The organism is Photobacterium arenosum (genome assembly GCF_014841115.1).
In the GTDB taxonomy this organism is placed as follows: Bacteria; Pseudomonadota; Gammaproteobacteria; order Enterobacterales; family Vibrionaceae; genus Photobacterium; species Photobacterium arenosum.
Map to the genome: position 1 here is coordinate 62,688 of NZ_JACYTP010000016.1, position 13,475 is coordinate 76,162.

At 55.0% G+C, this 13,475-nt stretch carries 10 protein-coding genes; 4 read left to right on the plus strand and 6 right to left on the minus strand.

The features are described from left to right. Nucleotides 1–81: 81 nt before the first annotated feature. The 4 genes from add to glnA form a co-directional block, all read right to left on the minus strand. The gene (add, locus tag IFO68_RS19315; protein ID WP_192017427.1) at nt 82–1,083 is read right to left on the minus strand and encodes an adenosine deaminase; all 1,002 of its coding nucleotides are present in this window, start codon (nt 1,081–1,083) and stop codon (nt 82–84) included. A gap of 163 nt (nt 1,084–1,246) precedes the next feature. Beyond that, nucleotides 1,247–2,662, minus strand: a complete 1,416-nt coding sequence (gene glnG / locus IFO68_RS19320; protein WP_161446827.1) for a nitrogen regulation protein NR(I) — start codon at nt 2,660–2,662, stop codon at nt 1,247–1,249. Nucleotides 2,663–2,737: 75 nt separating this feature from the next. Beyond that, nucleotides 2,738–3,802 (minus strand): nitrogen regulation protein NR(II), encoded by a 1,065-nt coding sequence (gene glnL / locus IFO68_RS19325; RefSeq protein WP_192017428.1) that lies wholly within the window; start codon nt 3,800–3,802, stop codon nt 2,738–2,740. A 412-nt stretch (nt 3,803–4,214) separates the two neighbouring features. Beyond that, nucleotides 4,215–5,624, minus strand: coding sequence for a glutamate--ammonia ligase (gene glnA, locus IFO68_RS19330; protein WP_192017429.1), 1,410 nt, complete (start codon nt 5,622–5,624; stop codon nt 4,215–4,217). A gap of 556 nt (nt 5,625–6,180) precedes the next feature. On the opposite strand from glnA, the gene typA reads away from it, so the two are divergent. Further along, nucleotides 6,181–8,010, plus strand: coding sequence for a translational GTPase TypA (gene typA / locus IFO68_RS19335; protein ID WP_192017430.1), 1,830 nt, complete (start codon nt 6,181–6,183; stop codon nt 8,008–8,010). Between the two features lie 93 nt (nt 8,011–8,103). Here typA and IFO68_RS19340 read toward each other — a convergent pair whose 3' ends face one another. Next, entirely contained in the window at nt 8,104–8,745 is a 642-nt protein-coding gene (locus IFO68_RS19340; protein WP_192017431.1) for a DUF2959 domain-containing protein, read from the minus strand. Nucleotides 8,746–8,935: 190 nt separating this feature from the next. On the opposite strand from IFO68_RS19340, the gene IFO68_RS19345 reads away from it, so the two are divergent. The 3 genes from IFO68_RS19345 (at nt 8,936) to IFO68_RS19355 (ending at nt 11,415) form a co-directional block, all read left to right on the plus strand. Further along, nucleotides 8,936–9,913 (plus strand): virulence factor BrkB family protein, encoded by a 978-nt coding sequence (locus IFO68_RS19345; protein ID WP_192017432.1) that lies wholly within the window; start codon nt 8,936–8,938, stop codon nt 9,911–9,913. A gap of 19 nt (nt 9,914–9,932) precedes the next feature. Continuing rightward, nucleotides 9,933–10,370, plus strand: a complete 438-nt coding sequence (gene dtd, locus IFO68_RS19350; RefSeq protein WP_192017433.1) for a D-aminoacyl-tRNA deacylase — start codon at nt 9,933–9,935, stop codon at nt 10,368–10,370. 124 nt (nt 10,371–10,494) lie between these two features. After that, nucleotides 10,495–11,415 carry a bifunctional GNAT family N-acetyltransferase/hotdog fold thioesterase gene (locus IFO68_RS19355; protein WP_192017434.1) on the plus strand — a complete coding sequence of 307 codons (921 nt, stop codon included), beginning with the start codon at nt 10,495–10,497 and terminating at the stop codon, nt 11,413–11,415. On the opposite strand, the gene IFO68_RS19360 is transcribed toward IFO68_RS19355, so the two are convergent. Further along, nucleotides 11,370–13,388 carry an AsmA family protein gene (locus tag IFO68_RS19360; RefSeq protein ID WP_192017435.1) on the minus strand — a complete coding sequence of 673 codons (2,019 nt, stop codon included), beginning with the start codon at nt 13,386–13,388 and terminating at the stop codon, nt 11,370–11,372. The two genes, IFO68_RS19355 and IFO68_RS19360, sit on opposite strands and share 46 nt — an antisense overlap. Nucleotides 13,389–13,475 lie beyond the last annotated feature (87 nt).

Genomic DNA, 13,475 nt, shown 5'->3' on the forward strand with positions numbered 1-13,475 from the left:
GCGCTGATCAGGCTAACCCGAAAAAAACGCCCTGCTTGCGATCTCAAGCGGGGCGTTTTTGTTGCGCAGGCGATGGCGGGATTAACGCTTGGCCGCCATCTCGCGCAGGGCGTTCTTCTCGCTGTCAGACAGGAAAGCCAGTTCCAGGCCGTTGATTTGCGCCTGGCGGATTTGCTCCGGCGTCAGACCTGCCTTAGGCGCAGCCACTTCGTACTCGTAAGGCAGCTCAATGCCTTCAACGGCCGGGTCATCGGTATTCAGACAGGCCAGAATGCCGTGATCGAGAAACTGCTTGAGCGGGTGACCGGCCAGGCTGGCGACAGTGCTGGTCTGGATATTCGAGGTCAGGCAGGACTCAATACCGATGTTGTGCTCAGCCAGGTAATCCATCAGTCTGGCATCTTCCACCGCTTTCACACCGTGGCCGATACGCACTGCCCCCAGCTCCTGAATCGCTTGCCACATGCTTTCCGGGCCTGCGGCTTCACCGGCATGCACTGTGACCTGCAGGCCGGCATCGCGCACCTGTCTGAAGTGGCCGACAAACTGGTTACCCGGCTGGCCCAGTTCATCGCCGGCCAGATCAACGGCAACAAGGTGGTCTTTCTGGCTCAGCAGGGCGTCCAGCTCCTGCTGGCAGGCCTGGGTGCCGAAAGTCCGGCTCATGATACCGATCAGGTTCGCTTTGATACCAAAATCGCGACAACCGGCTTGAACGCCGTCGACAACGGCTTCGACCACACCGGCAACTGGCAGGTTGTGTTTCATCGCCATGTAATAGGGTGAGAACCGCAGCTCAGCATAGTCAATTTGCGCGTTGAGGGCATCTTCGACATTTTCGTAGGCTACGCGGCGGCAGGCCTCCAGATCGCCCAGCACCGCGACGCCCCAGTCCAGTTTGGACAGGAAAGCCACCAGGCTGGGCTCGGCTTCCACGATTTGAACGTGCGGACGCAGTGACTCAAGGTCGTTGGCAGGCAGTGCCATGCCAAACTGCTGGCCCAGCTCAAGAATGGTCTGAATACGGATGTTGCCGTCCAGGTGACGGTGCAAATCGGTCAGTGGCAGGTGTTTGCTAATCATGATCATGGTATCCCGGAAAAACTGTAGCCTCAGTATAAGCAAAGATATCAAGACAATCATTACACTCAGGGTGAGGATCTGGCCCGATCATCAAGATCGGGCTGATGTTTACTTCCGCTGTTGAAAAAATCACCAATCCTGCTCACCGACAGTGGCAGGGCTGTCAGTCACTGGCCATGTTGAGCTCTTTGAGTTTCCGGGTCAGGGTGTTGCGTCCCCAGCCGAGCAGCTTGGCGGCTTCCTGCTTGTGACCGTGGGTAAATTCCAGGGCGGTATCAAGCAGAATACGTTCAAATTCCGGCATGGCTTCCCCCAGCAGATTCTGGTTGCCCTGCTGCAATGCCTGGCGGGCCCAGTGCTGCAGCGATTGTTGCCAGTGCGGTTCGCTGCCGTCGCCTTTCGGCTGGCTGTCGACGGCGGTCAGTTCGGGCGGCAGATCCGACGGCAGGATTTCGTTGCCGCTGGCCATCACTGTCAGCCAGCGACAGGTATTTTCCAGCTGGCGAACATTACCCGGCCAGGCCAGGCTGGTGAGCAGGGTTTCTGTGTCCGGGTGCAGGGATTTGATTTCCACTCCCAGTTCATCGGAGGCCCGCTTTAAGAAATGGCGGGTCAGTTGCGGGATATCCTGCCGGCGGTCTTTCAGGGCGGGCAGATGCACCCGGATGACATTCAGGCGGTGGAACAGGTCTTCCCGGAAATCCCCTTTGGCCACCAGCCGTTCCAGATTCTGGTGCGTGGCGGCTATGATGCGGACATCGACATTGATGGGTGAATGTCCGCCAACGCGATAGAACTGACCGTCAGCCAGTACCCGTAGCAGCCGGGTCTGAATATCCAGTGGCATATCGCCGATTTCATCCAGAAACAGGGTGCCGCCATTGGCCTGCTCAAAACGTCCCTGACGGATGTTGTTGGCGCCGGTGAACGCCCCTTTTTCATGGCCAAACAGTTCAGATTCAATCAGATCTTTGGGAATGGCTGCCATGTTGAGGGCGATAAATTCGCTCTCCCGTCTCGGGCTGTGGCGGTGCAGCGCCTGAGCAACCAGCTCTTTACCTGTGCCGGATTCGCCATTGATCAGCACGGAAATCGAGGAACGGGACAGGCGGCCGATGGCACGAAACACTTCCTGCATTGCCGGTGCTTCGCCGATGATCTCCGGGGCCTGCTTGGTGATTTCCTCCGGCTGCTGCTGGCGCTTTTGCTCCTGGCTGTGGGTGACTGCCCGCTCCACCAGGCTCACGGCTTCGTCGATATCAAACGGCTTGGGCAGGTATTCAAACGCCCCTTCCTGATAGGCGTTAACGGCCGCATCCAGATCTGAGTGCGCCGTCATGATAATGACCGGCAGGGTGGGGTAATCATGATGCAGGTTGCGCAGCAGTGTCAGGCCATCTGTGCCCGGCATCCGGATATCAGATACCAGGACATCCGGCACGCTGCGCTCCAGTGCTTCTACGACGCTGTCGGCATCGGCGAAGGTTTCGCAGCGCAGTCCGGCTGCATTCAGGGTGCGCTCCAGTACCCAGCGTATGGAGCTGTCATCGTCGACAACCCAGATTAGTCCTTTGCTCATCGCATGCCCTCCGTTGTGTCCTTTGTGTGCATGCCGGGCGTGATGGCGGAAACGCTAACAGGCCCGGCTGCTTTGTTATTCTGTTGATTGAATCGGTAGATAAATGGAAAATTTTGTCTGCCCTGGCCAGCTCGACACTTCAATTTTGCCGTGGTGCTGATCAATTAAATTCTGGGCGATGGACAGGCCGAGTCCGTTACCGCCTTCGCGGCCCGTGACCATGGGATAAAACAGGGTGTCCTGTATGTCGGCCGGAATGCCGGGTCCGTTGTCTATGATGTCGATCTTGGCCGCGATTCTGTGTCGCTGACCGTGAATTAAAGCCTGGTGTGCGGTGCGTGTCTGCAGGGTGATTACCCCTTCGCCCGACTGCTGGCTCAGTGCCAGGGCGGCATTACTGACAATATTGAGGATGGCCTGCTCCAGCTGCTCCGGGTCCATGCTGAAATCCGGCAGACTGGGGTCATAATCGCGCTGGATGCGCAGTTGTTGCTCTCTGTGATCCAGCGACACCAGCTGGCGAACTTTCTCCAGCACCACATGGATATTGCCTACCGTTCTGATGCCGGGTTTTTGCGGCCCTAACAGGCGGTCGACCAGATTTCGCAACCGGTCGGCCTGTTCAATGATCATTTGGGTGTACTCGGTATAGCTGGGATCCGGCAGGGCTTTTTCCAGCAATTGCGCGGCCCCGCGTAATCCCCCCAGCGGGTTTTTGATCTCATGGGCCAGCCCGCGGACCAGCTCTTTGGCGGCTTGTTGCTGCGCGTGCTGGCTGATTTCCTGGCTGATCCGGCGCTGCTGATCTATGGGTTTGAGCTCGAGCAGAATCAGCACCTCTTTTTGCCAGCTTACCGGGCTGGCATTGATTTCCAGGGTATGGTGGCGGCCATCGATCACCAGGGTTACTTCGCCGTCGGTTAGTCCTTGTCCGCTTTGCACTGTCGACTGAATCAGGCCCAGATCGAGCGAGCTGTGCTGGAGCAGATCCGGAAAGCGACTGCCCAGCAATCGCCGCTGGCTGCAGGACATCAATTGCTCTGCGGCCGGATTGACATAGCGAATTTTCAGCAGCTCATCGAGCAGTATCACCGCAGTGACCAGGTTGTTCAGGATCAATGGCGTAAAAGCGGCAGTCACAGTCTCATCCTTGTGGTTATGGCCAGTGTGCCCGCTTGCGGAGCAAACACCTCTGGTGCATTGCACTGTTTTGGTGCATTACAGTGTAGCCCGTCTTTTGTTACTTGTGCAGCACTAAGTAAGCGAGTCCAGCCTTTTTAGGCTGTTGGTGACAGCAACCGCTTTGAGACTGACTTTTGGCAACGCATAAAGACGGTGAACGTTGAATAATGCAATAACCTTGCCGTCTTTTCCGGCCCAATCACTTCAGTGAGCCTGTAAAGCGTGCCGGCTGCGGGAAACGGGATGAGTCGTTTTGGTGAAAGTGGTTGCGCCAGCCTGGGTGCTGAGAATGTTTGCCCAGCCTTGGTGAGCCAGATAAAGAAAAGGCCTGCATGCGCAGGCCTTGAACAGTGAATCGCGGTGTTCAGACTTATACAGAGTAGTACAGGTCGAATTCCAGAGGGTGAGTCGCCATGTTGATGCGCTCAACATCTTTTGATTTCAGTGCGATGTAAGAATCGATGAAATCGTCAGAGAACACGCCGCCAGCGGTTAAGAACTCGCGGTCCTCATCCAGTGCTTTCAGTGCGATCTCCAGTGACTCCGCCACTTTTGGAATCTCTGCCGCTTCTTCTGCTGGCAGATCGTACAGGTCTTTGTCCATCGCTTCGCCTGGGTGGATCTTGTTCTTGATGCCGTCAAGACCAGCCATCAGCAGACAGGCAAATGCCAGGTACGGGTTAGCCGCTGGATCCGGGAAGCGAGCTTCGATACGGCGCGCTTTCGGGCTTGGTACCACAGGGATACGGATAGACGCAGAGCGGTTACGTGCTGAGTACGCCAGCATAACAGGGGCTTCGAAACCAGGAACCAGACGCTTGTACGAGTTGGTTGACGGGTTAGCGAACGCATTGATGGCGCGTGCGTGCTTGATGATACCGCCGATGTAGTACAGTGCCATTTCAGACAGGCCGCCGTACTTGTCGCCCGCAAACAGGTTCTGACCGTCTTTGGCCAGAGACTGGTGCACGTGCATGCCGCTGCCGTTGTCGCCAACCAGAGGCTTAGGCATGAAGGTTGCTGTTTTACCGAAAGCGTGCGCGACGTTATGAACCACGTATTTGTAGATCTGGATTTCGTCCGCTTTTGACGTCAGGGTGTTGAAACGGGTTGCGATTTCGTTCTGACCTGCAGTCGCCACTTCATGGTGGTGCGCTTCAACAACCAGACCCATTTCTTCCATGATCAGACACATGGCAGAACGGATATCTTGTGATGAGTCAACCGGTGCAACCGGGAAGTAACCGCCTTTCACGCCCGGACGGTGACCTTTGTTACCGCCTTCAACGGTAGAACCTGTGTTCCATGCCGCTTCGATATCGTCAACCTTGAAGAAAGAACCTGACATATCAGTGGCGAACTTCACGTCGTCGAACAGGAAGAACTCAGGCTCAGGACCTACCAGCACTGTGTCGGCGATGCCGGTGCTGCGCATGTACTCTTCCGCACGCTTGGCGATAGAGCGCGGGTCACGGTCATAGCCTTGCATGGTGGCAGGCTCAAGGATGTCACAGCGAATGTTCAGCGTGGCATCTTCGGTAAATGGGTCCAGCACAGCGGTAGATGCATCTGGCATCATCACCATGTCTGATTCGTTGATTCCTTTCCAGCCAGCGACCGAAGAACCATCAAACATCTTACCGTCTTCGAAGAAGTCTGCGTCAATCTGGTGAGCGGGGATAGAGATGTGTTGCTCTTTACCTTTGGTATCGGTAAAGCGTAGGTCAACAAATTTAACTTCGTTTTCCTGGATCAACGCGAGTACGTTTTCTACTGACATCTTAAGTAACCTCCGGTGTTAGATTTGGGCAACTGGCCGCAAAAAATTTTGGAAAGGAACAAGCATGTGCTCCGATACAGTAAGCTTTGCGAAATCCATGCCAACTTTTTAAATCCCCAAAATTGCCATATTTACGCCCTGTTATGGCGCTCAGTGCAAATAATCATGGGCTCCATTGCACTGATATGGTGATTTTGCGCACCACAATGGTGCAAGTAGGGATTATCTCCCTCTTTGTCACTCCGTTTCACCCGAATGCAAAGACATCGGCTATATTTAGCCCACGCTGATCAATTGTCAATCGTCTGCGCGACGGATTGCATTCACTTTATTGCACCAAAAAAAGCCCGTTGCGCGCTCTTGTTTTTAATTGACTGTTTTTATTGATTTTTTACGCTTTATTCTTGCTATTGCTATCAGTTTCGTTCCGACGTGATGATATAAATCACATATTTGCTGGGTTTTGACGTAAAATCTGGTAGATTATGAGCCGTTTTTTTAATCAGTGGCTGCCTGTTTTTCAGGGGGTCGCAACATCTGAGTGAATGCCAAATCCATGTCTAATCCACAGATCGATAAATTACGTAATATCGCAATCATTGCGCACGTAGACCACGGTAAAACCACCCTGGTTGATAAACTGCTGCAGCAATCAGGTACCTTGGACTCCCGTGGCGGCGTTGAAGAACGCGTGATGGACTCCAACGATATCGAGAAAGAGCGTGGCATTACCATCCTGGCGAAAAACACCGCCATCAACTGGAATGATTACCGCATCAATATCGTGGACACCCCAGGGCACGCCGACTTCGGTGGTGAAGTAGAGCGTATTATGTCGATGGTGGATTCTGTTCTGCTGATCGTTGACGCAGTTGACGGCCCGATGCCGCAAACTCGTTTCGTGACCCAGAAAGCGTTCGCTCACGGTTTGAAGCCAATTGTTGTTATCAACAAAATCGACCGTCCGGGCGCTCGTCCTGACTGGGTGATGGATCAAGTATTCGATCTGTTTGACAATCTGGGTGCGTCCGACGAACAGCTGGACTTCCAGGTGGTTTACGCATCAGCACTGAATGGCTGGGCAACACGCGAAGAAGGCGAGACTGGCGAGAACATGGAACCACTGTTCCAGGCAATCGTAGACAATGTTGCACCACCTGCGGTCGACGTTGACGGCCCGCTGCAGATGCAAATCTCTCAGCTGGACTACAGCTCTTACGTCGGTGTTATCGGTGTTGCCCGTGTGACCCGTGGTTCTGTAAAACCAAACCAGCAAGTGACCATTATTGGTGCAGACGGTAAAACCCGTAACGGTAAAGTCGGTACTGTCATGGGCTACCTGGGTCTGGAGCGCCACGATATCGATCGCGCGACTGCCGGTGATATCATCGCGATCACTGGTCTGGGTGAGCTGAAAATCTCTGACACCATCTGTGATGTCAACGCGGTTGAAGCACTGCCAGCGCTGAGCGTCGATGAGCCAACTGTAACCATGACTTTCCAGGTGAACACCTCTCCGTTTGCCGGTAAAGAAGGTAAGTTCGTGACTTCTCGTAACATTCTGGAGCGTCTGCAGAAAGAGCTGGTTCATAACGTTGCGCTGCGCGTTGAAGAAACAGAAGACCCGGACAAATTCCGCGTGTCAGGTCGTGGTGAACTGCACCTGTCGATTCTGATTGAAAACATGCGCCGTGAAGGCTTCGAGCTGGCGGTATCACGTCCTGAAGTTATCATCAAAGAAGAAAACGGCCAGTTGATGGAACCGTTTGAAACGGTGACCATTGATGTCATGGAAGAACACCAGGGCGGCATCATGGAGAAAATCGGCCTGCGTAAAGGTGAGCTGAAAGACATGGCGCCGGATGGTAAAGGTCGTGTGCGTATGGATTTCGTCATGCCATCACGTGGCCTGATCGGTTTCCAGACTGAGTTCATGACCCTGACCTCAGGCTCTGGTCTGATTTACCACACGTTTGATCATTACGGTCCGCACAAAGGTGGCGAGATCGGCCAGCGCGTCAATGGCGTGCTGATTGCAAACGCCGCGGGTAAAGCACTGACCAATGCCCTGTTTAACCTGCAGGAGCGTGGTCGTCTGTTCATCGGTCACGGTGTCGAAGTCTACGAAGGCATGGTGATCGGTATTCACAGCCGTGATAATGACCTGACGGTTAACGCCCTGAAAGGTAAGCAGCTGACCAACGTCCGTGCATCAGGAACCGATGATGCGCAGGTGCTGACCACGCCAATTAAGTACACCCTGGAGCAGGCGCTGGAATTTATCGATGACGATGAGCTGGTGGAAGTGACGCCGGAAAGCATTCGTATCCGTAAGAAACTGCTGACGGAAACGGATCGTAAGCGTGCGAGCCGTGGTGCGAAGTAACAACTGATTCTGTGCGCCCTTTGGGGGCACAGTAAAAAATCCCCCGTTCCGGTTATCCCGGCGGGGGATTTTTTTATTCAGGCCGACACCAGATTAACTGCGGTTCAGCTGGGCCACAAAGCGCTCAGACTCACTGATAGCGGCGCGCATATCGCTGATCGCCCGCTGGATATCGCGTTCAAGCGAGCGGAACTCGCCTTGCAGAGAGCCGATTGCTGCAGCATTGAGGTTGTGCTTCAGGTACAGGCTGTTATCCCGCAACGTATCCAGCACAGGTGCCATTTTGCCTTCTGCCCTGTGCATGGCAGCAATCATCTTGCTGTAAGAAGCGCGGGTGGCTTTGAGTTTGGCTTCGCTGTCGCGGCGCAGCGCTGAGCTGGAATACAGGCTCAGCTCCTCTTGCCATTCATCGAACAAGGCTTGTGAGACATTTTCAATCGCTGCGATGCGGTCGCTGACTTTATCGGCGGCATCGGCACTGGCTTCATACTGCGCATTCACCCGGTTGTAGGTCTCTTCCAGCGTACCGCCTTCAAAGCGGGTCAGTGACTGTAAAGCGGCCAGCGCTGAGGTAAACTGTTCCTGGGCGTCTTTCTGCGCCTCAGTGGCATCTTCGACGCGATCGACCATGATATCGCGTTTATGAACACCGACCGATTCCATGGCAGAATAGTAGGCGCTCTGGCAGCCCGACAGCAGTGTCAGGCTCAGTATCAGGGCAAAAGCATATGGCATAAAAGCTCCTGGCTGGCGACCTGGCTGGTTGTTATTCCCATCCGGACGCACTATGTTGTTGATATACCCCAATATCCATGACACGGCTGTTCAGAGCCAGAATGCGGCATATTTGAAAGGGCTGAGGTTAACTCTGTCGCGAGTAGGGTCGTTTCGTAGTTGAACGATAAACAACAAAGATTAATTCAATATGGCTGATATGAAAATAACGTCCAGGCCGGGTTTGCGCCAGGCGGTCACAGAACTTTGGCAATTCGTACAGTATTTGTACCGTCGCATCGATCATGATCGCCTGACCGTCACGGCCGGCTCTATGGCCTATGTGACGCTGCTGTCGCTGGTGCCCATGATCACTGTGGTGCTGTCAGCACTGTCGAGTTTTCCCGTGTTTGCTTCTCTGGGCGATCAGCTGCAGGCCTTTGTGTTTGAAAATTTTGTGCCGACAGCAGGGGACGTGGTGCAAAACTACCTCAATCAGTTTGTCGCTAACGCTGGCAAAATGACGGCTGTGGGGATCGGGGCCTTGTTTGTGGTCGCCATTCTGCTGATATCCGCCATTGATAAGTCACTGAATTATATTTTCCGGGTTCGCCAGCACCGCCGTGCGGTGATCTCCTTTTCGATTTACTGGATGGTACTGACCTTGGGCCCGATACTGGTCGGCTCCAGCCTGGCGATCAGCTCCTACCTGGCTTCACTGAATATCTTGGGCAGCGAAACCGTGAACGGCTTTGTACAGCAGCTGTTGCGCGGCCTGCCTGTTCTGATGTCCACCCTGGCCTTTCTGGGCCTGTATATGCTGGTGCCTAACACTAAAGTCCGGTTGCGTAATGCGCTGATAGGTGCTCTGATCGCCAGTGCCCTGTTTGAGCTGAGCAAAAAAGTCTTTGCGCTCTACATCACTAATTTCCCGTCTTACCAGCTGATATACGGCGCACTGGCTGTGGTACCTATTTTGTTTGTGTGGGTGTACCTGTGCTGGTGTATTGTGTTGCTGGGCGCAGAAATCACCGCCAGCTTGTGTGAAGAGCAGCATTGGCGTCAGCGGGCAAAAACACCGCACGGCTCAGGTGAGGGTGAAAAACAGCCTCTGGCCTCAGTGGATGCCGGGCATCAGGGAGCACAGGCATCCGGTGCTGAGCAAACGAAGAACAGCAACAAACCGTGAAGACGTACAAGGATACAAAATGATTGCGCTGATACAACGAGTGAGTGAAGCCAGTGTTGCCGTCGATGGCAAAGTGACCGGTGCTATTGGCAAGGGGTTACTGGTTTTACTCGGGGTAGAGAAAGGTGACGATGAAGCGAAAGCTCGCCGGCTGCGCGATAAAGTGCTGGGCTACCGGGTGTTTGAGGATGATGCCGGAAAAATGAACCTCAATGTGCAGCAGGCGGGGGGCAGTGTGCTGGTCGTCTCGCAGTTCACGCTGGCCGCCGATACCAACAGCGGTATGCGTCCGAGCTTTTCGACCGGGGCACACCCGGCGGACGCTGAGCGCTTGTACGATTACTTTGTGTCAGCCTGTCAGGAAAGCGCTGTCCGCACCGAAACGGGTATCTTTGCCGCCGATATGAAAGTGGCGCTTCTTAATGATGGTCCTGTCACTTTCTGGCTGCAGTGCTAGCCTTGATGCTATAGCGTGAACAAGGTGGTTATCTGAATAACCACGGCCGTTTGCGCAGGTAAGCAGACCAACAGGCGGAGCGTGTGAGTGCGCAAATGGAATTGAATGACTGGAGAAGGACGCTATGTTTCGATTGATCACCCCGCAAACTGAGGCGGAACTGGTCCGCTATTTTGACTTTCGCTGGCGGATGTTACGCCAGCCCTGGCATATGCCGGCGGGATCAGAACGCGATGCCTATGACGCCCTGAGCTGCCATCGAATGATAGTCGATGATGACGGTCAGCCGGTGGCGATTGGCCGGCTGTATATGACGCCGGAAAATGACGGTCAGATCCGCTATATGGCTGTCGATCCCAATTACCGCAATAAAGGCATGGGCGGCTTGCTGCTGATGGCGCTGGAATCGCTGGCCCGGCAGGAGGGTGCTAAGCGGCTGGTCTGTAATGCCCGCGAAGAAGCCATCCGCTTTTATCAGATCAACGGTTTTGCCAATCAGGGTGAGTTAAGCGAGGAACGCGGGCCGGTTCGTCATCAGCAGATGCTGAAATATCTGGATCCGTTAACTGAAGTGGTGCGCCATCCCGACTGGTGCCAGGAGCTGCAGGATGTCTGGCAGTCTCATATTCCGATCAGTGAAAAAATGGGCGTCAAAATCAGCCAGTACACAGGTTACCGATTTGAAGTCAGTGCGGTACTGAACGCCAACCTCAACCCGAGGGCGACCATGTTTGCCGGCAGTATTTTTACCATGGCGACGCTGGCTGGCTGGGGATTCCTCTGGATGTTGCTGAAGGAGCGCCAGCTTCAGGCTGATATCATGCTGGTTGATAGCCGCATTCGTTACTCCGCGCCTGTGAAATCGCGCCCTCGCGCCGTCACGGGTGTGGAGACCCTTACCGGCGATCTGGACCGGATCGCCAATGGCCGTAAAGGGCGAATGGTGGTGGAAGTGCAGGTGTTTAGCGATGAATCCCATGCTGCAACCTTCACCGGAACCTATATGCTGTTTCGCTCGCAAGACAGCACGGATATGTCCTGCTGATGGTTATGCCAGCGTTTGCTGAGCTGTTGGCAGCCATTGCTGGCGTTGAGCTGGATTTCGCGTTCGGACGGGATCGCCAGATCCCACTCTCCCTGTAGCTCCGCTGTTAACTGCTGGCCTTGCAGGCTCAGCGGCTGTATGGCAATGCGTCCCCGATCAGCCCGCAACTTTAGCGGACTCAGCGTGACTGGCGAGCGGACTGGATTGTTACCACTACTGAGTGGGGTAACGGCCAGTGTTTCGCTATTCTGCCAGCTCTGCAGCAGCGAGGCTTCGCTCTGGGTCAGAGACTGTTGGCGGAATGCCGCGTTGAGATGACCATTCAAACTGTAAGCCAGCCCGCGGTGAAACTGCCCCAGACCACTTGCCTGGGCGCTGATATCCATCTTTCCCTGCAGCGGGAGCGGCAGTCCTAACCAGTGGTGCAGCATCTGTGACGGTAAACTGTCACCGGCCAGAGACAGTGTCCATGGCCAGCCTGCTTCGTTGAGCTGGATATCGGCGCTGCCTTCTAACAAGCCTTCTTCTATTGGCAGATTTAACCGTGTGATTTGCCAGTGTCCTGCCTGGCTGCTCATGGTCAGCAGCGGATCGTGGATGGTGATTTGGCGAATATGGGTGAAACCGGCACTGGCATTGAGTTCACCTTGCCACAGTCCGGGTTGTCCCTGACGCAGCAACACCAGCCCTGTGCCGTCCAGATTGATATCGCTGATCTGAAAAGGCAGTGGCGCATAGGTGCCGGTCAGCTGACTGTAGCCGACAGAGAGCTGATCCACGGTCAGAGTATCCAGCTGGCGCCACCACTGATCGACCTGAGCCTGCAGAGGCGTTTGCGGGGCGCTGTCGTGCATCAGCCAGGCCTGAATGGTTTCGGGCAGTACCCAGCGAATACCCTTTAACTCCAGCTGATGCAGCAACATGGCTTCGGGCGTCAGGGTCGCCTCAGCGCGCAGGTAGCCTTCAAGCATACGGGCCGAAAAGCCGTTCAGGCTGATCTGCTCCGGGGTGAAGTGCAGTTCGGTAAGGGGAGAGTCCAGCAGCAGGTCATGCCAGCGCAGCGTATCGGCCCCCAGCGACAGACGGGCATCCTGCTGTTGCCACAGCGTGCCGGGCCAGCGCCAGTTTTCCAGGGCCAGATTCGCATGACTGGTACTGTATTCTTCGTGCTCCAGACTGCTGTCCAGGATATCCAGACGGCGTAAATCTACGCTCAGCCCGGACTCGTTCGCCTGTGCGCTCAGATCCAATAAGGTTTGGATCGGGAAATCTTGGTCTATCTTCAGGCCGCTGGCGCTGAGCTGGTGGATGATCAGGTTATGCTCGTCAGTCTGATATTCGGCCTGGCCGTGGAAGCGGGCACCTTGCCAGTTCAATGACAAACCATACACAGTCCAGGTTCGGGCATCGCGCTCCCCGTCAATAAGCACCTGCTGCAGTGAGTGATCGTGCCAGGTGGCCTGCTCGGCCGAAAGGCGGAAGTCCCCGTTGAAGTCTCCCCAGTCTTGTGCGCGGTTTTGCCAGTTGTCGAGTTCGAGGCGCGCGTTATCTAGCTGCAATCCGGGCACAGAAACAGTCAGTTTGGTCACAGCCAGCCGGCGGGCGTTGAGCTGCCCGTTTTCCAGCCCGATAACCGGTAGCCGGTCGAGATTAACGCCTTGGATTAACAGGCTGTCAAAATGCCAGCCCCGCTGGTAGAAAGAGGCGGGAGACAGCCAGAGATCAAGCTGCTCAGCGGCTAAGGCGGGCGCATCTTGCCTTTGCCAGCGTGGCTGGCTTAGTCGTAAATGCAGCGGGTCGCTCTGCAGTGAATATTGCACACCGGTAACCTGAGCGCCGCTGTAGCCGGCTCCCTTTAAAAAAGTGTTCACCAGGGCAGCGCTGTAGCGGGTATGCAGCAGGATGACAATAATGGTTGCTGCCATCAGCAGCAGAATCATCAGGGTAGCCAGTATTTTTGTGAAGAAACGCATGCCGAACTCCATATCAGCCGCCAAACCATGTTTAGGCCGCTGCCGGGCAATCGGGCGGTGATGAAAGTCTTGGGAAAAAGGCATGGT